Source organism: Sunxiuqinia sp. A32 (assembly GCF_052690465.1).
Genome location: NZ_JBQYLI010000005.1, coordinates 47,013 through 65,576, shown reverse-complemented (window position 1 = coordinate 65,576; position 18,564 = coordinate 47,013). Strand labels below are relative to the sequence as shown.

Here is an 18,564-nt window from a genome sequence, read left to right as displayed (position 1 = left end):
TACTTTCAATTTATCGCTATAATTGCAGCATAAATAACAAGACATGATTAACAGAACTCTACATTGCGGCCATCATTGGAAAAACCTATTTATCGGTAGGCCGTGATTCTTTTGTTTTGTTTTAAAAAATATTAACCCAAAGAAGGCTTACCATAAGGTAGGCCTTTTTTTATTTACTTGTTAAAAAATGACACAATTAAGAATCGCAGTTCAAACCAAAGGAAGATTAAATGAGGATTCAATGCAACTCATTGAAGAAGCGGGTATTAAGCTAAACATTGGCAAGCGGAAACTACTTGCTGCATCTAAGAATTTCCCATTAGAGGCGCTGTTTTTGCGTGACGATGACATCCCTCAGGCAGTAGCAGATCAGGTCGCTGATATTGGTATTGTTGGTGAAAATGAAATGTTGGAGAAAAAGGAAAATGTTCAGGTTATTAAGCGCCTGGGATTTAGTAAATGCCGTTTAAGTCTAGCAATTCCAAAATCCGAAGATTATCCTGGAGTTGAATGGTTTAATGGTAAAAAGATTGCCACTTCGTATCCCGTTATTCTAAAAGATTTTTTGGATAAGAATAATGTAACTGCTGATATTCATGTTATTTCAGGCTCTGTAGAGATTGCTCCTGGAATTGGCTTGGCTGATGCAATTTTTGACATTGTGAGTTCTGGCTCAACATTGGTTTCAAACCGGTTGAAAGAGGTAGAAGTTGCTCTTTATTCTGAAGCAGTTTTGATTGCTCCTGAAAATCTGGCAGCGGATAAAAAAGCAATCCTTGACGAATTGATTTTTAGAATGGAGTCGGTTGAGAGAGCTAAAGGGAAAAAATACATTTTGCTGAATGCTCCAAATGACAAGATCGATGAAATTGCCCAAATTCTTCCAGGGATGAAAAGTCCTACAATCACTCCATTAGCAGAAGAAGGTTGGAGTTCAATGCATTCCGTAATTGCTGAAAATGATTTCTGGGAGATCATCGGGAAATTGAAAAATGCAGGTGCACAAGGTATTCTTGTTATACCAATTGAGAAGATGATATTTTAATGAATATACGAACATTCATATTGTTCATAATCCCAACCCTGATTTGGGGATCAACCTGGTTTGCTATTAAGTTTCAATTAGGGCAGGTTGATCCTTTATTATCAGTTAGCTGGCGATTTTTACTTGCAGGATTTGTCTTGCTTGCGTATTGCAAGATCAAGAAGTTAAACCTCAGGTTTAAAGCACGTGAGCATGGCTTGATGGCACTATTGGGTTTAACTCTTTTTGGAGTTAATTATTGGATGGTTTACGAGGCGGAGACAAGGCTGGCCAGTGGTTTAGTCGCGATCTTATTTTCACTAATCATATTTGCCAATATATTCTTTAATGCCTTGTTATTGAAAGGGCAAATCCGAAAAGAAGTTGTATTTGGCGCCATTTTGGGAATCTTGGGAACAGTATTAATGTTTTTCGATGAATTGCTATCGTTCTATCCAGGAAATCAAAACTTCATCGCATTATTATTATGCATTTTTGGTGTTGTTTTGGCTTCGCTCGGAAATATAACTTCAGCATATAATCAAAAAAAGAAGTTGCCCGTATTGCAGACCAATGCGTTTGCAATGATTTATGGGGGAAGCGCAATGTTTATAACAGTTTTAGCGATTGGGAAGCCGATTAGTTTCGATTTTTCAGCTCCTTATATTATTTCGTTAAGCTATCTCTCTGTTTTCGGTTCAATTGTTGCATTTTCGGTATATTTGAAGCTGCTTGGCGAGATTGGACCAGATCGTTCTGCTTATATTGCGCTAATAACACCAGTAATAGCATTGTTTATTTCTACATTTTTTGAAGGATATCAGTGGAAAGTGGCTGGAGTCTTGGGAGTTATTCTCTTGTTAGCTGGGAATGTATTTGCTCTCAAAAGCAAACTTGTTAAAAAACGAATAAAGGCTTGATATAGATTTAGTGATTGTCTTACTGTTAATCATGGATAAATATTGAGTGCACCATCAAAAATAAATGACGAATGAAGAAGTATTTTAACCCTGAAAAAGAACAATGGCCCTCTATATTGAAAAGGCCGCTTTTTGATGCCAGTGAATTGGAAGATCAGGTAAAATTGATTTTGAAGGATATTCAATCCAGCGGAGGACATGCTCTTAGAAAATATACTGAAAAATTTGATGGTACATTTCTTCGTAAGTTTTCAGTAACCAAAGAAGAATTGGCAGAGGCAGAAAATTTAGTTTCTGAAGACTTGAAAGAAGCTATACAAATAGCTGCTGCAAATATTGAGAAGTTTCATTCGGCTCAGTTGCCTGAGATTAAGAAGATTGAAACAACCCCTGGTGTTGTTTGTTGGCAAAAACCGGTTGCAATTGAGAAAGTTGGATTATATATTCCGGGAGGATCAGCTCCTTTGTTTTCCAGTGTTTTGATGTTAGCACTTCCTGCAAAAATTGCCGGATGTAAAGAAATTATACTTTGTACTCCTCCAAATAAGGAAGGTAATATTAATCCTGCGATTTTATATGCAGCCAAACTCGTTGGTGTGACCAAGGTGTTTAAATTAGGTGGTGTGCAGGCTATTGGAGCAATGGCTTATGGTGCTGACTGTATTCCAAAAGTAAATAAGATATTTGGTCCTGGAAATCAATATGTCATGGCGGCGAAGCAATTGGTTAGTATTAGTGATGTGGCGATTGATATGCCAGCAGGCCCCTCGGAAGTTGCAATCATGGCTGATGAAACTGCTAATCCCGAATTTATTGCTGCAGACCTTTTATCACAGGCTGAGCACGGACCTGATAGCCAAGTGTTGCTGGTTTGTAAAAGTGCTGTCTTTATTGAGGAAGTTGAAAGAGCACTTATTGGTCAGTTGAAAAATCTGTCTAGAAGTGCCATTGCTGAAAAAGCATTGCTGAATAGTGAATCTGTAGTGTTAGAAAATGAAGAGGAAATGATTGAATTAGTCAATGATTATGCTCCGGAACATTTGATTATTGCAATGAAAAATTATGATGAAATTGCAGAAAAGATAATAAATGCTGGATCTGTTTTCCTTGGAAATTATACACCCGAGAGTGCTGGTGATTATGCTTCAGGAACAAATCATACCTTGCCCACAAACGGGTGGGCTAATTCTTATAGTGGTGTAAATATTGATAGTTTCATTAAAAAAATCACTTTTCAGGAAATCTCAAAAGAAGGAATTAGAAATCTGGGACCAAGCATTGAAATCATGGCTGCTGCCGAAGAATTGGATGCACACAAAAATGCAGTGACTTTGAGGCTGAAAAATTTATAGAATCCCCATGAATTTAGAGGAAATTTTACGTCGAAATATTCAATCGTTAAAACCTTATTCATCAGCTCGTGATGAATATACTGGAGAGGCGATGGTGTTTTTGGATGCCAACGAAAATCCATTTAACCAACCTTACAATCGTTATCCAGACCCACTTCAGCGTGAATTGAAAGAGAAAATTGCTGTTATGAAAGGCTGCAATTCTTCACAGATTTTTTTGGGAAATGGAAGCGATGAACCGATTGATTTACTTTTTCGAGCTTTTTGTGAGCCGGGAATAGACAATATCGTGACCATCGATCCAACTTATGGGATGTACCAGGTTGCTGCCGATATCAATAACGTTGAAGTAAAAAAGGTAAAATTAAAAGAGGATTATAGCTTTTCGGCCGATGAATTGTTGGCTGAGGTTAATGAGAAAACGAAGCTTATTTTTGTTTGTTCTCCAAATAACCCAACTGCAAATCTCCTTGATAAAAAGCAGATGATTCAACTTATCAAAGGATTCAGCGGTTTGGTTGTTGTCGATGAAGCGTATATCGACTTTGCTCCCGGAGCAAGTTTACTTCCTGAAATAGAAAAATACAATAACCTGGTTATTCTTCAAACATTTTCGAAAGCTTGGGGAATGGCAGGAATAAGATTGGGAATGGCATTTGCAACTCCCGAGATTATTCGCATTTTAAATAAGATCAAGTATCCATATAATATTAATATCCTAACTCAACAAAAAGCGTTAGAGTTAATTGGGCAGGAAAAGCAAAAAGATGAATGGGTTGAAATTCTGATTCAAGAGCGAGATAAGCTTGTTGGCAAGTTTCAAGATTTTCCATTTGTTGTTAAAGTTTTCCCATCGGATGCAAATTTTCTGCTTGTAAAGATGTATGATGCGAGAGGTATTTATGATTTTCTGGTTGAACAGGGAATTATAGTGCGCGATCGTTCTAAGGTTGTTCTGTGTGAACATAGTTTGCGAATAACTGTCGGATCACCTGAGGAGAACGAGATATTGATTGAGAAATTGAATGATTTAATTTAGGAAATAAAAGCGTTGACGATAGGTAGTCATTCCGAACTTGTTTCGGAATCTGAATTCGTCAAAAGGAGAGCCTGAAATTAATTAAGGATGAAGCAAAACTATTTAAAGTACAATATGAAAAAGGCTTTATTTATTGACAGAGATGGAACCTTGGTTGTTGAACCACCCGAGGATTATCAACTTGATTCGCTGGAGAAACTGGAATTTGTTCCTGGAGTTTTCCGCAATCTATATTTCATTGCTAAAAATCTCGATTACGAATTAGTGATGGTTACCAATCAGGATGGATTGGGAACCAGTTCATTCCCTGAAGATACGTTTTGGCCCGCTCATAATAAGATGCTGAGATCTTTTGAAAATGAGGGAGTGAAATTTGACAATATATTGATTGATCGAAGTTTTCCTGCAGATAATGCACCAACCCGAAAACCTAGAACAGGGATGATGGCTAAATATATGGATGGAAGTTACGATTTAGCAAACAGTTTTGTTATTGGAGACCGAATGACTGATATCGAATTGGCAAAAAACCTTGGAGCAAAAGGAATTCTATTAAACGATGGTTCTTTGGTTGACGAAATGAAGAAACAGTCAATGGACGAAACATGTGTTTTGGTAACAACAAGTTGGGATGATATTTATGCTCAGGTGGCCTCACCTGAACGAACAGCAAAAGTTCAAAGAGATACCAAAGAAACTCAGATTAATATTGAACTGAATCTGGATGGAACCGGGAAAGGCGATATTAAAACAGGGTTAGGATTTTTTGATCATATGTTGGATCAAATTGCACGCCATTCAGGCGTTGATTTAACAGTTAAGGTTTCAGGTGATTTGGAAGTGGATGAGCACCATACCATTGAAGATACTGGCTTGGCTTTGGGAGAAGCATTTAAAAAAGCATTGGGAGATAAGCGAGGTGTTGAACGCTATGGTTATTGCCTTCCAATGGATGATTGTTTAGCCCAGGTAGCCATCGATTTTGGAGGTCGTCCTTGGATTGTCTGGGATGCGGAATTCAAACGTGAAAAAGTTGGAGACATGCCAACCGAAATGTTCTTTCACTTTTTCAAATCGTTTTCTGATACATCTCTGTCGAATTTAAATATTAAGGCAGAAGGTGATAATGAACATCATAAAATCGAAGGTATTTTTAAAGCTCTAGCTCGAGCTATAAAAATGGCAATAAAGAAAGATGTGTTTAATTTTGAACTTCCTTCAACCAAGGGAGCTTTATAAATGGATTGCCAGCTAATCTGGAATTAATATTTTCAATATGAAAAGCATCAAACAACTCAGGGAAAAAAAGAATACAGCAATTTTATTGATTCATTGTCCTGACAAACAGGGTATATTGGCAACAGTTACTGAATTTCTGAATAAAAATAATGGGAATATCATCTACCTTGATCAGTATGTAGATCGATTGGAAAAAATATTTTACATGCGGGTTGAGTGGGAACTGGAAGGGTTTAATATTCCTGCCAATAAAATTGGTGAATATTTTGAAACGCTTATCGCATCAGAATTGAAAATGAATTACAAATTGTATTTCTCGGAAGATGTTCCCCGAATGGCGATTTTCGTTTCAAAAATGTCTCATTGTCTTTTTGATATTCTCTCGAGATATACTGCTGGTGAATGGGATGTTGAAATTCCTTTGATTATCAGTAACCATGAAGCATTGAAGCCGGTTGCTGATCGCTTTGATATAGATTTTCATTACATTCCAATTAATACAAAAAACAAGGATGAGCAGGAAGCAAAAGAAATTGCATTGTTGGAAGAATACAAGGTTGATTTCATTGTCCTTGCTCGTTATATGCAAATACTTTCTGGTGGGTTTGTTGATCATTTTCCTAATAAAGTAATCAATATACATCATTCGTTTTTGCCTGCTTTTGCGGGGGCTAAACCTTACCATGCAGCACACGAGCGTGGTGTGAAAATTATTGGTGCAACAAGTCATTATGTAACCAGCGAGTTAGATGGTGGGCCAATTATTGAGCAAGATGTAACTCGTTGTAGTCATGTTGATACCGTTAAAAGCCTGATAAGAAAAGGGCGAGACATGGAGAAGATTGTTTTGTCAAATGCTGTCTTTAAACACTTGCAGCGAAAAGTTTTAGTGTATAAAAATCGTACGGTCGTTTTTAATTAGTTGAGATGAGAAAGGTTGTTCTAGTAGTCGGATTGGCATTCGTAATGAATGTGGGAAGCAGTCAGGAAGTAAAGGAGATTCCTGCAGAATATGGGTTTAAAGTTGAAATTGGACAAACAGTACCAAATTTTGAAATTGTCTTACCGTCCGGAGAGAAAACATCCATGGCGGCACTTCGGGGCAAAGTTGTAATGCTGCAATTTACAGCGAGCTGGTGTGGAGTTTGTCGCCAGGAAATGCCCCATATTGAGAAGGAAATTTGGCAGAAACACAAAGAAAATCCAGATTTTGAGTTGTTTGGAATTGATTTAGATGAACCTGCAGATAAAGTAAAAGACTTTGCCAAACAAATACCTGTCAGTTATCCGATTGCACTGGATCCGGCAGGAGACATATTCTATAAATTTACTAAGAAAGGTTCGGGAGTCACCCGGAATGTGATTGTAGACAAAGATGGTAAAATTGCTTTTATGACTCGCTTGTTTAAGGAAGACGAGTTTCAAGAAATGAAAGAAGTAATTGAAGAATTGTTGGAGTAGTGCAAGTGTTTAGAGTACATGAGTTCATAAGTTAACTCGTAAATAGAACACAGATGAAAACCTTTAGAGAATATATTGCCTGGCAGAAAGCCATGACTTTTGTAACTGATGTTTACAAAGTCACGAAGAGTTTTCCATCTGAAGAACTTTATGAAATTACTTCTCAAATACGAAGAGCTGCTGTTTCTGTTCCCAGTAATATTGCTGAAGGATTTGGCAGAAAAGGAAATAATGAATTTATAAGATATATAAGGATTTCAATAGCGTCACTTTATGAATGTCAAACTCAATTAGAGATCTCAAAAAATATTGGTTATTTAAGTAGTGAGGAATTTAAAGCACTATTAGGGCAAAGTAAGGAAATTGAGGCCCTCATGAGAGGATTGGAAAAGAAATTAGAAATTAAATAGGAGTACTCATGAACGTAGTACTTATGAACATATGCATTTATGAACATTGTTATAATAAAATACAACGCTGGAAATATTGAGTCGGTTAATAATGCCCTTTTAAGATTGGGCGTTTCAGCTGAGATCACCGGAGATCATGAGAAGATAAAGGCAGCTGATAAAGTTATTTTCCCGGGAGTTGGAGAAGCCAGTACAACAATGGCTTATTTGAAGAAAGAAGGTTTAGATCAGCTGATACCATCTTTGACGCAACCGGTTTTAGGCATTTGCTTGGGTTTACAATTGATGTGCAGCCATTCCGAAGAAGGGGATACTCCTTGCTTGGGAATCTTTGAAGAAAAGGTAAAGCTTTTCGTTCCGGAACCGGGTATGGAATATGTGACCAAAGTTCCTCATATGGGCTGGAATAATATTACCAATTTGACAAGTGAATTGTTTGATGAATCGCTTGAAAATCAGTTTGTATATTTTGTGCATTCGTATTATGCAACCGTAGGGGAACATACTGCAGCAGTAGGTGATTACATAAATCCATTCAGCGCAGCTTTGCAAAAGGACAATTTTTATGCGACCCAATTTCACCCGGAAAAAAGTGGACCGGTTGGAGCAAAAATATTGGAGAATTTTTTAAAAATATAGTTCATAAGCACATGAGTCCATAAGTACAATATCTGTTTACTTATGAACCTTGAACTTATGTACACTTGAACTTTTAACACATGAACTCGAAAATAACAATTATACCAGCTATTGACCTTATTGACGCCAAATGTGTGCGTCTTTCACAAGGCGACTACAACCAAAAAACGGTTTATAATGAGAACCCGCTGGAGGTCGCTAAAATGTTTGAAGACGCTGGAATAACCCGCTTACACCTTGTTGATCTGGATGGTGCTAAGGCCAAACATATTGTGAACTACAAAGTATTGGAAACCATTGCTGGAAAAACAAATTTGGTTATTGATTTTGGAGGGGGATTGAAATCGGACGATGATTTGAAGATTGCCTTTGAAAGTGGAGCAGAGATGGTTACTGGTGGAAGTATTGCAGTAAAGGATCGAGAAACTTTCTTGAAATGGATTGAAACTTATGGTGCCGAAAAAATTATTCTCGGAGCAGATGCTAAAGACAAAAAAATTGCAGTGAGTGGTTGGCAGGAAGTTTCAGAATTGTCTATACTTGAGTTTATTGAAAGCTATACCAGTAAAGGAATTCAACAGGTAATTTCAACTGATATTGCGCGTGATGGCATGTTGACAGGACCAAGCATCGAATTATACAAAGAAATCATGGAAAAATTTGAAGGTCTTGGCTTAATTGCCAGCGGAGGAATCGCTACGATGAAAGATATTCATGAGCTCGATGAAATGGGGGTTCCTGGAGTGATTACAGGAAAAGCCATCTATGAGAACAAAATAAGCTTAGGAGAAATCAGCAAGTTTATCTTGTCATGATTTGAAATTTGGAATCTGAAACCTGAAATTTGAACGATGTTAGCAAAACGAATAATACCATGCCTGGATATTAAAGATGGTCAGACCGTTAAAGGCGTGAACTTTGTCAATATACAAACTGTAGGTGATCCTGTCGAGCTTGGTGCTTTGTATGCAGAGCAGGGAGCCGATGAGTTGGTTTTCCTTGATATTACCGCGACCCATGAGGGACGAAAAACTTTTGTGGAATTGGTAAAACGGATTGCTCGTGAATTAAATATTCCGTTTACTGTTGGCGGTGGAATTAGTGAATTGAAAGATGCGGAAGCTTTGCTAAGTGCAGGTGCTGACAAAATAAGTATTAATTCTTCCGCTGTTCGCAATCCAAAGTTGATTGATGATTTAGCTAAAAATTTTGGAACACAATTCGTGGTGGTCGCAATCGACGCTAAAAATTATGATGGGAACTGGACTGTGACCGTGAATGGAGGTCGAATTCCAACAGAAAAAGAATTGTTTAGCTGGGCAAAAGAAGCGGAAGATCGAGGAGCCGGTGAAATCCTTTTTACATCGATGGATCATGATGGAACCAAAGCTGGTTTCGCGAATGAAGAATTAGCGAGAATGGCCGACATGTTAAAAATCCCTATCATTGCATCGGGAGGAGCAGGAACCATGGATCATTTTGTTGACGTATTCATAAAAGGAAAAGCTGATGCAGGATTGGCTGCCAGTATTTTTCACTATAAAGAAATTGGGATTCCCGATTTGAAAAGTTATTTGCGAACCCAAGGTATAGCCGTCAGGTAAAAAATCAGAAAATAAAAAAAGAAAAATATATAAGATGGATATCAAACTAGATTTCGAAAAGTCAAATGGACTTATTCCTGCCATTATTCAAGATGATAAAACCAACAAAGTATTGATGTTGGGTTTTATGAACGAAGAAGCACTGGCAAAAACAGAAGAAACCAAGCAAGTAACTTTTTTTAGTCGCACAAAAAATCGTTTGTGGACGAAAGGCGAAGAAAGTGGTAATTTTTTAAATGTGGTCTCGATAGCTTCTGACTGCGATAACGATACTTTGTTAATTAAAGTGAATCCTATTGGACCTGTTTGCCATACTGGAAGTGATACATGTTGGAATGAAACCAATGAGCAGGATGATATGGCATTTATTAAGCACTTGCAGGATTTTATTGACAAGCGCAAAGAAGAAATGCCGGAAGGTTCTTACACTACTTCACTATTTGAGAAAGGAACTCGTAAAATCACACAAAAAGTGGGAGAGGAAGCTGTTGAAACTATTATTGGCGCCATGGCAAATGATGATGAAAACTTTTTGTACGAAGGAGCTGATTTGCTTTATCACTTGATTGTTCTATTGACACACAAGGGATATCGTATTGAAGACTTAGCAAAAGAATTGAAGAAGAGACACAAGTAACAAAAATATATCTCAATGAAAAAAGCATCTCGAATTCGAGATGCTTTTCTTTTATCTGGTAACTTATTTGATTAATTGACAGGTACTTGTCTTTTGAATTCCATTTCAAGTGATATGAACGTTTCTGTTCGCGCAATTCCCTCAATTTCCTGAAGCCCCTCGTCAATAATTTTTTTCAAATGCTTATTCGTTTTGGTTTGAATTTTAATGAAAATAGCATATTGACCGGTAGTGTAATGACACTCAACAATTTCAGGGATCTTTTTCAACTCTTCCACTACAGTCCTGTGAAATTTTGCCTTATCGAGAAAAACTCCCATGTAGGCGCAAGTATTATATCCTAATTTTGATGGATTTACAATAAATTCACTACCGGAAACCACTCCTAAATTTAAAAGACGCTGAACGCGTTGGTGAATTGCTGCACCTGAAACTCCACACTCTCTGGCAACTTCCAAAAATGGAATTCGTGCATTCCTCGTAATAAGTCTGAGTATCTTCTCATCTAACTCATCAATTTGAGGAAGTGTTTCAATATAATCTTGGTTCATTTCTAGTTGTATTAAATTTCTTACTTATAAATCATATACTAAAAGTAGATAAAAATGACAATTTATTATAAATTTTGCTAAAGAACATGCTGTTTGTGATAAATCGTAAGTAGAAGCTGTCAATCCCCCAATTGATACAGCTTTTCTGAAGCGCCCCAAAAGTAGAATATTTTTTTAATTTTTCTAATGATATATTGCACTCACTAGTAAATATTTATCGGAAGTCAATATTTGAATAGATAACTACCTGGATTGCAAGAAATCTGTCAGATCATTTCCACTTGGAGTCTGGAATATCCGCAAATCAAATTCAGGTAATATGGCCAATACATGATCCATGATGTCAGCTTGAATTGCTTCATAATTAGCCCATTCCTGATCCTTGCTAAACACATAAATTTCTACAGGAAGTCCTTTTTCTGACGGCTGTAAATGCCTGACAAGAAAAGTCATTTCATCATGTATTAATGGGTGCTGTTTTAGATAAGCTTCTAAATACTTCCGAAAAATTCCCAGGTTAGTCTGTCTTCTTCCATTAAAAACATCACCCTCTTCAATATTGAGTTTCTTGTTGTAGTTTAAGATTTCCTGTTCTTTTTTGCTGATATAGTCTTTAAGAAGATAGAAATGGCTTAGTTTTTCAATTAGCTTTTTATCGCAAAATCGTACACTTTTCATGTCAATATTGATATGCCTTTTAATACGGCGGCCTCCTGATTCTTCCATCCCAATCCAGTTATTGAACGACTCAGCTACTAACGCATAAGTTGGAATGGTTGTAATTGTTTTGTCCCAATTCTGAACTTTAACCGTGTTTAGAGTGATATCAATAACAGTTCCATCTGCATTGTGTTTCGGCATGCTAATCCAATCTCCGGGTTTTAGCATTTTGTTTGCTGATAACTGAATACTCGCAACAAAACCAAGGATTGTATCTTTGAAAACCAATAATAAAATAGCAGCAATAGCTCCTAATCCGGTAAGTAATACTTTGGGTGATTCACCAATAATAATCGAAATAATGAAGATGATTCCTAGGAAAATGATAAATATTTGAAGTAGCTGGATGTAGCCTTTTATCGGACGATTTTGTGCGAATGGTGTGGTTTGATACATGTCATTGACCGCATTGGCCATGCGAACACCAAAAAGAACCAGGATATAGACAAAATAAATTCTTAATACTCCATACAGAAGATCAGTCACCCAATCTATACCGGAAAAATCATAAACAGTGTAAATAATAATTGCTGAAGATAGATGCGCGATTGCTCCAAAAACTTTCCGTTTTACCAGGAAATCGTCCCAATCAGTTTTGGTCTTTTCAACAAATTGATGAACGATCTTTCTTAAAATAAGTCGGGTTATTAATTGGGCAATGAATGCAACCAATATCAGAGCAATTATGCAGACGATAACTGATAATGTTGTTGAATGTTTGACATTCAACTCCAATTGCTGAAAAATATCAATGAATAATTCCATTAAATATTTCATATTGCGGGATATATTGATTTGTGAATACTTCTTAACTTTAAAAGTTAAAATTAACTATTTTGCTATGATTAAAAAATCTGAATTCCTTTTATTGATGATGATTTTGAGTTACTCCTTTGCGAATGCACAGGTCAAATTCAATGATTATTTTTCAAATAAAAGCTTGAGGGTTGATTATTTGTTGATTGGGACAGATACTTCAGAAAATGTGATTGTTAAGCAGTTGAAAAAGGAACCGAATTTTGCCGGGCCACATAACAATTTGATTGAAGAATATGATTTTGGAACGTATCGATACAGGGCATTTGATTTGAAGTCAAGGATGCTCATTTATTCACGTGGATTCTGCCCATTGTTTCAGGAATGGCAAACAACAACGGAAGCAAAGGAAAAGATGGGAAGTTATTATCAGGTAGCCATTTTGCCTTTCCCAAAGAATGATATCCGATTTGTTATAGAAAAAAGGGACGATAATGGTTTATTTACAGAGATCTATTCACAGGAAATATCGCCCAATGATTACTTTATAATTGACGAAATATCGTCTGCTTATAAAGTTGAAATAATACAAAAAAAAGGAATTCCGGAAGAAAAGGTTGATTTAGTGCTGTTGCCAGAAGGATATACAAAAGAAGAAATGGGTAAGTTTCACGAAGATGCCCAAAGAATGATTAAAGCTCTGTTTAAAAGTTCGGCTTTTAAAAAGTTTGAAAATGCATTTAATGTTTACACAATAGATGTTCCATCAATACAATCAGGAACAGACGTCCCGGGAGAACATGTATTCAAGAATACTGCTTTCAATTCAAGCTTCTATACTTTTGATACACCTCGATATTTGACCACAAGCGATTTAAAGTCAATTCATGATGCAGCTGCAGTAGTACCTTATGATCACATTTATATTTTGGTAAATACAGATCGGTATGGTGGTGGCGGTTTTTACAATTTTATTAGTGTCACCTCAGTCGATCATGAAGAATCTGAGAAAGTTTTCATTCACGAGTTTGGGCATGGTTTTGCAGGACTGGCAGATGAGTATTATTCATCATCAGTTGCGTACGATGGGTATTATAATTTGGAAATTGAGCCATGGGAGCCAAACATAACAACCATGATTGATTTTGATAGCAAATGGGAAAATATGATTTCGAAGGATACTCCTGTACCAACTTTACGAGAGAATGCGAATAAGAAAACGTTGGGTGCATTTGAAGGAGGAGGTTATTCTTCAAATGGGATATATAGTCCAATGATGGATTGCCGGATGAAAAGCAATGAAGCGAAGAATTTTTGCCCGGTTTGTGAAAGGGCAATTGAAATGGTAATTCAGTGGCATTGTAAATAAAAAAAAAGCTCCTAAAGAAGGAGCTTTTCAGTTTTTTGCACTTTTTCTTATTCTTTCTTTTCAATATTTGATTGAAATAGATAACCAGCGACCAACCCAAGTCCACCAAAAAGGAAGATCATTGAAAGATAACTTGCGCCGTCATTAAGTCCGGTGTAGACTTCTAGAATGTTGCCCATCAATACACCAATAGCAATACCCATAAAGAACAGACCAAATTTGAGTGTAAGGAAATTGCTTACTTTTGGCCTACTTTTAAACAGTTCAGGATCAGCTCCTTTTTCAATCATTGCCATGCGTTCCTTGTTTCGTACGGTTAGGAATACATAAAGTGATGCAAATATAAATGCAAACACGATTAATGGGATCATAATTGCTTCGTTCATAGCTTCTGTATTTTGTGATTAATATTTTTCTTTCGCCCTTATGACGCAGATAAATTTCATCGGTTACAACATTTGATGTTTTTTTGAATTTCCTGATCAGGAAAAAAGAGCAGCGTTGGCCAGTCAAAGTAGTCCGGGCCGGGGATGGCGGGAATGATTTTTTGCGGGGATTCAGCGAAGTGCTTGGGAAAGGAAAAATCATGACGAGGGGAGAAGGATGACTTTGATAAGATTTTTCTTTGTTTCGGTTTCTTTTCATCAGAAAAGAAATGAAAAACTAATATAGATTTAGCTTACATGCGTAACAAATGATTTTATTGAGTTTATAAATTTACCTGTTTTTTGTTCGCTTAATTTTTGCATACTTTTAGTTAACCAAAAAGAATAGCAATGAATTACATTTATCTTGTTGGAAACGGCTTTGACCTAGCTCATGGATTAGAAACCTCTTACCACCACTTTCTTTTAGATCTTCATAAAAAAGCAGTTTTTACATATCATTCTCATTATCCTTATGATTACGGTCCATTTTCTATTGAAAAGGATCAGCCTTTGGAAAATATTCCAGAAATCGACACATTGCCAGAATTGTTTAACTATTGCGAAAGTCAAGGTGTTAGATTTAACTATTCAAATAAATTTCTAGAATATTTAATAGGAATGTTCAATTCGCAGAGATGGGTGGATATTGAATACTTATATTATAAGAAACTTACGGCAATATTGAAAAATCGAAGTCTCAACGGAAAAGAATCATTGGTTGAAAAATTAAATTCGGACTTATGTAAAATAAAAATACTCCTTGTTAAGTATCTAGGGGATATAAAAATTAAGGAAAGGGCACCAATGAGATATATAAGAAACCATATACATAAACCTATTAATATATTAGAGAAAAATCTTTTCTTAAATTTTAACTATACAACATTAATCAATAAATATATTGATGAAAAACGTGGAGATAAAGTACTAAATATGCATGGTATCTTAAGCGATGAAATCAACGATATAATATTTGGGTATGGTGATGAAATGGATGATGATTATCCTTTGATTGAGAATTATAACAAAAATAGCTATCTGGATAATTTTAAATCATTTGGCTATTTTAAAAATAGAAGTTATTCAGAATTGTTAGATTTTGTAAAATCAGATTTCAGGATAAGAATTTTAGGGCATTCATGCGGAATATCTGATAGAGTTCTTCTGAATTTTTTATTTGAACATAGACATTGTAAAAAAATTGAAATTTGTTACTATCAGAAGTCAAAAACTGTGAATGATTATTTTGAGAAAACTCAGGAGATATCACGGCATTTTAGAAGTTCAAATAAGGAAACTATGCGGGAACGAATAATGAATTTGAATGATTCTAAACCATTAGTGCCTATAGAGTGAAATAGGATATGACCATTCCGCTTTATATCAAACATTATATTTATTCATTTAATGCAAAAATAGGAGAGGTATGTTTTTACTTTTTCTTTAACAAAGTCGTAATATTTATATGAATGTTATCAGATATTTCATAAAATATTTGTAACCCATCCTGATCAATAGCGTCAAACGAATAGCATGAGTAATACAAATGACCATTATTATATTGAGCAAGTGTTAAAAGGCAACACTGACGCTTATGCTTACCTGGTGCAGAAGTATCAGGATATGGTCTATGGACTTGCTTTAAAAATGCTGCGAAACGAGCAGGATGCAGAGGAGTTGGCACAGGATACGTTTGTTAAAGCATATCGCTCCTTGAGTAACTACGAAGGCAAATCGAAATTTTCGACTTGGCTATATAGAATAACTTACAATTCTTGTGTAACTTTCCTTCGCAAAAGAAAACTGCAAATAAACTCTCTGGATGATTCTAAGTTGAGTGATCAGGATGAAGCAAAAATTCAGTCGCAACTTGAATCTGTAAATAAGGAAGAACTTACTAAATACCTGCAAAAAGCAATGGATAAACTGCCAGGGGATGATCAGGTTTTAATAACGTTCTACTATTATGAGGAACAAAGTATGGATGATATTGCAGGCATCACCAACTTGTCAGTTAGTAACGTGAAAGTGAAAATTCACCGGGCAAGAAAGAAAATGTATGTTGTTCTGAAAGAAATGCTTCAAGAGGAAGTGTATAGTTTTTTATAAAAGAAGAAGAAACATGAAAAATAATGACCAGCAATTTAAAGAACTGATGAAATCTTACCAGTCCGCAAAGGCTCCGGTTGATTTTACCAAATCAGTGATGGATCAGATACAGGTTGAGAAGACTGTTACTTCTGCTTATCAGCCAATATTTGGAAAGTGGTTTTTGAAAAGTATGATGGCAGCTCTCGCTGGTCTGTTTATATATGTCTTGTTTAGTGCTTCTGTCAATTCAGCAGCAGATTCAACATATATTAATGCTTTTTCTGAAAGATTGCCGAAAGTTGATTTTAGCGGTATGGCGTTGTTAAAACAACAGGTAGCTGATTTGTTTAGTAGTGTTCCTTCTGTCGTTTTATTTACACTAATTGCCGCAACTTTATTATTGATTCTTGATCTGTTGATTTTGAAACGAAGAAAACATACAATAGCTTCTTAATAAAAAGAGCGGGGTTTATTATAAATCCCGCTCTTTCTATTAAAATGGTAAATCATTGTTATCTGCCGATTCTGGCGGAATATCATCTGCTGAAAATTCAGGAGGGAAACCCGATGGAGCTTCAGCTGAGACAGTATCAATTCGCCAAGCATTAATATTGTGATACCAACGTCCATTGAATTCTCTGGACTCAACTGAAAAAGAAACATTTACTTCTGTTTCGGTTGCAAGTCCGTCAATCAAATTTACCTTGTCATTAAACAAAGTAAAACAAACCTGTTTTGGATATTGATCATCAGTTTCAATTACAAACTCTTGTTTTTGCCATTCTTTACCAGCTTTGCTTACGCCAGTACTAACTGGTAAAATGTGTGTGATTTTTCCTTTTACTTCCAAACTCATTATTCTGTAATTTTCTTTCAAACAAAAGTAGCTAAAAAAAGACCCCCGCCCATTATACATGAGAGGGGGTTATAAAAAGTTTTCAAGAATTTTTATTCTTTGTCAATAATCTCTAGAAGCTCAACTTCGAAGATTAGAGCCATTCCTGGTTTGATAGCACCACCTGGACGAGGATTGTCACCGTATGCCAAGTCAGCAGGAATATATAATTTCCATTTTGATCCAACAGGCATTAATTGAAGAGCTTCTGTCCAACCTGGAATTACTTGGCTTACACCAAAAGTAGATGGTTCACCACGCTCAACTGAACTATCGAAAACAGTTCCATCAATTAATGTACCGTGGTAATGACATTTTACAGATTGATCTGCAGTAGGTTTTAGACCTGTTCCTTCAGTAAGTACTTCATATTGAAGTCCACTTTCAAGCTCAATAACTCCTTCTTTTGTTTTGTTTTGTGCAAGGAATTCAGCACCGGCAGCTTTATTTGCTTCACCTTCTTTAGCAGCTACCTGCTGAAAATATGTCTGAATAAATGCTCTTGCATCTTCACTTGTCATCTGAGTTTCTTCACCTTTGATACTTTTTACAAAAGCTGAAATGATAATGTCAGTGTTGAAATCTTCTGCACCCGGGGAAGCATCCAGATTTTGTTTGTTTTGTTCACCAACTAAAACACCAATTGCGTAACTGGCAGAGTCAGCATCAGTTGCTAAATTTGCTTCTTTGATTGATCCTCCTGGTTGACAGGCTGCGAATACAACTGCTGAAATAAGCGCGATTAATAAAGGATTAAATTTCATTTTTGTTTTACGTATTTAATTAGACAATTTCTAAAAGTTCAACATCAAAAATCAAGGTGGTATTTGGGCCAATAGCACCACCTGCGCCACGGTCACCATATGCTAAGTCTGAAGGAACAAAAAGTCTCCATTTTGAACCAATTGACATCATTTGTAAAGCTTCTACCCATCCTTGAATTACTCCATTTACAGGAAAAACTGCTGGCTCGCCACGCTGAACAGAACTGTCAAACACAGTACCATCGATTAATGTTCCATGGTAGTGACATTTTACCTGATCAGTTGCAGATGGAGACTCTCCATCACCATCAAGAATAATTTTGTATTGAAGACCACTGGCCGTTTCAACAACTCCTTCTTTTTCTCTGTTCTCTGCAAGGAATGTCAGGCCTGCTTCCAAATTAGCATTACCATCTGTACTTTGCTGTTCTTCCATGAATTCTTGAAGTATTTTGTTAGCTTCTTCAGCTGTAAGTTTTGGCTCTTTTCCCGTGAATACATCACTAAGCGCGTTCATAAAATTCGCAGGATCAATACTTTTCACACCAGACTGGATTAGGTTGCTTGAGATGCTCAAGCCAAGTGCATAACTAAACTTTTCCAACTGGGATTTCATTTCGTTTTGTGACATAACTATTTTTTTTAAGAGCTACGAAGATATAGTA

General features: G+C 36.2%; 21 protein-coding genes and 1 pseudogene. 16 read left to right on the top strand and 6 right to left on the bottom strand.

Features of this window, described 5'->3' with window-relative positions:
* Positions 1-187 precede the first annotated feature (187 nt).
* The 12 genes and pseudogenes from hisG to hisIE form a co-directional block, all read left to right on the top strand.
* The gene (gene hisG, locus ACUNWD_RS06535) at positions 188-1,045 is read left to right on the top strand and encodes an ATP phosphoribosyltransferase (protein ID WP_445586983.1); all 858 of its coding nucleotides are present in this window, start codon (positions 188-190) and stop codon (positions 1,043-1,045) included.
* On the top strand, positions 1,045-1,944 hold the full coding sequence (locus tag ACUNWD_RS06530; protein ID WP_445586982.1) for a DMT family transporter: 900 nt from the start codon (positions 1,045-1,047) through the stop codon (positions 1,942-1,944). Before hisG ends, ACUNWD_RS06530 begins: the two co-directional genes overlap by 1 nt.
* A gap of 71 nt (positions 1,945-2,015) precedes the next feature.
* Entirely contained in the window at positions 2,016-3,296 is a 1,281-nt protein-coding gene (gene hisD / locus ACUNWD_RS06525) for a histidinol dehydrogenase (RefSeq protein WP_445586981.1), read from the top strand.
* A 7-nt stretch (positions 3,297-3,303) separates the two neighbouring features.
* Entirely contained in the window at positions 3,304-4,335 is a 1,032-nt protein-coding gene (gene hisC / locus ACUNWD_RS06520) for a histidinol-phosphate transaminase (RefSeq protein ID WP_445586980.1), read from the top strand.
* Between the two features lie 87 nt (positions 4,336-4,422).
* Positions 4,423-5,574: a bifunctional histidinol-phosphatase/imidazoleglycerol-phosphate dehydratase HisB gene (gene hisB / locus ACUNWD_RS06515; protein WP_445586979.1), complete on the top strand. Its 1,152-nt coding sequence runs from the start codon at positions 4,423-4,425 to the stop codon at positions 5,572-5,574.
* Positions 5,575-5,611: 37 nt separating this feature from the next.
* Complete coding sequence (gene purU / locus ACUNWD_RS06510; protein WP_445586978.1) at positions 5,612-6,496, top strand: formyltetrahydrofolate deformylase; 885 nt, start codon at positions 5,612-5,614, stop codon at positions 6,494-6,496.
* A gap of 5 nt (positions 6,497-6,501) precedes the next feature.
* The gene (locus ACUNWD_RS06505) at positions 6,502-7,035 is read left to right on the top strand and encodes a TlpA family protein disulfide reductase (protein ID WP_445586977.1); all 534 of its coding nucleotides are present in this window, start codon (positions 6,502-6,504) and stop codon (positions 7,033-7,035) included.
* A 53-nt stretch (positions 7,036-7,088) separates the two neighbouring features.
* The gene (locus ACUNWD_RS06500) at positions 7,089-7,445 is read left to right on the top strand and encodes a four helix bundle protein (RefSeq protein WP_445586976.1); all 357 of its coding nucleotides are present in this window, start codon (positions 7,089-7,091) and stop codon (positions 7,443-7,445) included.
* Between the two features lie 39 nt (positions 7,446-7,484).
* Positions 7,485-8,084, top strand: a complete 600-nt coding sequence (gene hisH / locus ACUNWD_RS06495) for an imidazole glycerol phosphate synthase subunit HisH (protein ID WP_445586975.1) — start codon at positions 7,485-7,487, stop codon at positions 8,082-8,084.
* Between the two features lie 80 nt (positions 8,085-8,164).
* Complete coding sequence (hisA, locus tag ACUNWD_RS06490) at positions 8,165-8,899, top strand: 1-(5-phosphoribosyl)-5-[(5-phosphoribosylamino)methylideneamino]imidazole-4-carboxamide isomerase (protein WP_445586974.1); 735 nt, start codon at positions 8,165-8,167, stop codon at positions 8,897-8,899.
* Between the two features lie 36 nt (positions 8,900-8,935).
* On the top strand, positions 8,936-9,688 hold the full coding sequence (gene hisF / locus ACUNWD_RS06485; RefSeq protein WP_445586973.1) for an imidazole glycerol phosphate synthase subunit HisF: 753 nt from the start codon (positions 8,936-8,938) through the stop codon (positions 9,686-9,688).
* 22 nt (positions 9,689-9,710) lie between these two features.
* A pseudogene (gene hisIE / locus ACUNWD_RS06480) lies at positions 9,711-10,325 on the top strand (bifunctional phosphoribosyl-AMP cyclohydrolase/phosphoribosyl-ATP diphosphatase HisIE); the annotation flags it as partial.
* Positions 10,326-10,396: 71 nt separating this feature from the next.
* Here the strand turns inward: hisIE and ACUNWD_RS06475 are convergent.
* Together ACUNWD_RS06475 and ACUNWD_RS06470 are read right to left on the bottom strand one after the other, a co-directional pair.
* Positions 10,397-10,876, bottom strand: coding sequence for an Lrp/AsnC family transcriptional regulator (locus tag ACUNWD_RS06475; RefSeq protein ID WP_445586972.1), 480 nt, complete (start codon positions 10,874-10,876; stop codon positions 10,397-10,399).
* A gap of 243 nt (positions 10,877-11,119) precedes the next feature.
* On the bottom strand, positions 11,120-12,373 hold the full coding sequence (locus tag ACUNWD_RS06470; protein WP_445586971.1) for a mechanosensitive ion channel family protein: 1,254 nt from the start codon (positions 12,371-12,373) through the stop codon (positions 11,120-11,122).
* Positions 12,374-12,437: 64 nt separating this feature from the next.
* On the opposite strand from ACUNWD_RS06470, the gene ACUNWD_RS06465 reads away from it, so the two are divergent.
* Positions 12,438-13,721 carry a M64 family metallopeptidase gene (locus tag ACUNWD_RS06465; RefSeq protein ID WP_445586970.1) on the top strand — a complete coding sequence of 428 codons (1,284 nt, stop codon included), beginning with the start codon at positions 12,438-12,440 and terminating at the stop codon, positions 13,719-13,721.
* Positions 13,722-13,768: 47 nt separating this feature from the next.
* On the opposite strand, the gene ACUNWD_RS06460 is transcribed toward ACUNWD_RS06465, so the two are convergent.
* Positions 13,769-14,107 carry a DUF6249 domain-containing protein gene (locus tag ACUNWD_RS06460; RefSeq protein ID WP_445586969.1) on the bottom strand — a complete coding sequence of 113 codons (339 nt, stop codon included), beginning with the start codon at positions 14,105-14,107 and terminating at the stop codon, positions 13,769-13,771.
* Positions 14,108-14,497: 390 nt separating this feature from the next.
* Between ACUNWD_RS06460 and ACUNWD_RS06455 the strand changes: the two genes are divergently transcribed.
* The 3 genes from ACUNWD_RS06455 (at position 14,498) to ACUNWD_RS06445 (ending at position 16,694) form a co-directional block, all read left to right on the top strand.
* Positions 14,498-15,505 (top strand): AbiH family protein, encoded by a 1,008-nt coding sequence (locus ACUNWD_RS06455; protein WP_445586968.1) that lies wholly within the window; start codon positions 14,498-14,500, stop codon positions 15,503-15,505.
* Positions 15,506-15,682: 177 nt separating this feature from the next.
* Entirely contained in the window at positions 15,683-16,258 is a 576-nt protein-coding gene (locus ACUNWD_RS06450; protein WP_445586967.1) for an RNA polymerase sigma factor, read from the top strand.
* Between the two features lie 13 nt (positions 16,259-16,271).
* A complete protein-coding gene (locus ACUNWD_RS06445) occupies positions 16,272-16,694 on the top strand; it encodes a hypothetical protein (RefSeq protein WP_445586966.1) in 423 nt (140 codons plus the stop codon).
* A 39-nt stretch (positions 16,695-16,733) separates the two neighbouring features.
* On the opposite strand, the gene ACUNWD_RS06440 is transcribed toward ACUNWD_RS06445, so the two are convergent.
* The 3 genes from ACUNWD_RS06440 to ACUNWD_RS06430 form a co-directional block, all read right to left on the bottom strand.
* Complete coding sequence (locus tag ACUNWD_RS06440; RefSeq protein WP_445586965.1) at positions 16,734-17,096, bottom strand: DUF3127 domain-containing protein; 363 nt, start codon at positions 17,094-17,096, stop codon at positions 16,734-16,736.
* A gap of 92 nt (positions 17,097-17,188) precedes the next feature.
* A complete protein-coding gene (locus ACUNWD_RS06435) occupies positions 17,189-17,899 on the bottom strand; it encodes an FKBP-type peptidyl-prolyl cis-trans isomerase (protein WP_445586964.1) in 711 nt (236 codons plus the stop codon).
* 19 nt (positions 17,900-17,918) lie between these two features.
* Complete coding sequence (locus ACUNWD_RS06430) at positions 17,919-18,530, bottom strand: FKBP-type peptidyl-prolyl cis-trans isomerase (protein WP_445586963.1); 612 nt, start codon at positions 18,528-18,530, stop codon at positions 17,919-17,921.
* Positions 18,531-18,564 lie beyond the last annotated feature (34 nt).

Coding starts and splice junctions, on each gene's coding strand:
- hisG (WP_445586983.1), top strand. CDS start 188: ATGACACAATTAAGAATCGCAGTTCAAACCAAAGGAAGATTAAATGAG.
- ACUNWD_RS06530 (WP_445586982.1), top strand. CDS start 1,045: ATGAATATACGAACATTCATATTGTTCATAATCCCAACCCTGATTTGG.
- hisD (WP_445586981.1), top strand. CDS start 2,016: ATGAAGAAGTATTTTAACCCTGAAAAAGAACAATGGCCCTCTATATTG.
- hisC (WP_445586980.1), top strand. CDS start 3,304: ATGAATTTAGAGGAAATTTTACGTCGAAATATTCAATCGTTAAAACCT.
- hisB (WP_445586979.1), top strand. CDS start 4,423: ATGAAGCAAAACTATTTAAAGTACAATATGAAAAAGGCTTTATTTATT.
- purU (WP_445586978.1), top strand. CDS start 5,612: ATGAAAAGCATCAAACAACTCAGGGAAAAAAAGAATACAGCAATTTTA.
- ACUNWD_RS06505 (WP_445586977.1), top strand. CDS start 6,502: ATGAGAAAGGTTGTTCTAGTAGTCGGATTGGCATTCGTAATGAATGTG.
- ACUNWD_RS06500 (WP_445586976.1), top strand. CDS start 7,089: ATGAAAACCTTTAGAGAATATATTGCCTGGCAGAAAGCCATGACTTTT.
- hisH (WP_445586975.1), top strand. CDS start 7,485: ATGAACATTGTTATAATAAAATACAACGCTGGAAATATTGAGTCGGTT.
- hisA (WP_445586974.1), top strand. CDS start 8,165: ATGAACTCGAAAATAACAATTATACCAGCTATTGACCTTATTGACGCC.
- hisF (WP_445586973.1), top strand. CDS start 8,936: ATGTTAGCAAAACGAATAATACCATGCCTGGATATTAAAGATGGTCAG.
- ACUNWD_RS06475 (WP_445586972.1), bottom strand. CDS start 10,876: ATGAACCAAGATTATATTGAAACACTTCCTCAAATTGATGAGTTAGAT.
- ACUNWD_RS06470 (WP_445586971.1), bottom strand. CDS start 12,373: ATGAAATATTTAATGGAATTATTCATTGATATTTTTCAGCAATTGGAG.
- ACUNWD_RS06465 (WP_445586970.1), top strand. CDS start 12,438: ATGATTAAAAAATCTGAATTCCTTTTATTGATGATGATTTTGAGTTAC.
- ACUNWD_RS06460 (WP_445586969.1), bottom strand. CDS start 14,107: ATGAACGAAGCAATTATGATCCCATTAATCGTGTTTGCATTTATATTT.
- ACUNWD_RS06455 (WP_445586968.1), top strand. CDS start 14,498: ATGAATTACATTTATCTTGTTGGAAACGGCTTTGACCTAGCTCATGGA.
- ACUNWD_RS06450 (WP_445586967.1), top strand. CDS start 15,683: ATGAGTAATACAAATGACCATTATTATATTGAGCAAGTGTTAAAAGGC.
- ACUNWD_RS06445 (WP_445586966.1), top strand. CDS start 16,272: ATGAAAAATAATGACCAGCAATTTAAAGAACTGATGAAATCTTACCAG.
- ACUNWD_RS06440 (WP_445586965.1), bottom strand. CDS start 17,096: ATGAGTTTGGAAGTAAAAGGAAAAATCACACACATTTTACCAGTTAGT.
- ACUNWD_RS06435 (WP_445586964.1), bottom strand. CDS start 17,899: ATGAAATTTAATCCTTTATTAATCGCGCTTATTTCAGCAGTTGTATTC.
- ACUNWD_RS06430 (WP_445586963.1), bottom strand. CDS start 18,530: ATGTCACAAAACGAAATGAAATCCCAGTTGGAAAAGTTTAGTTATGCA.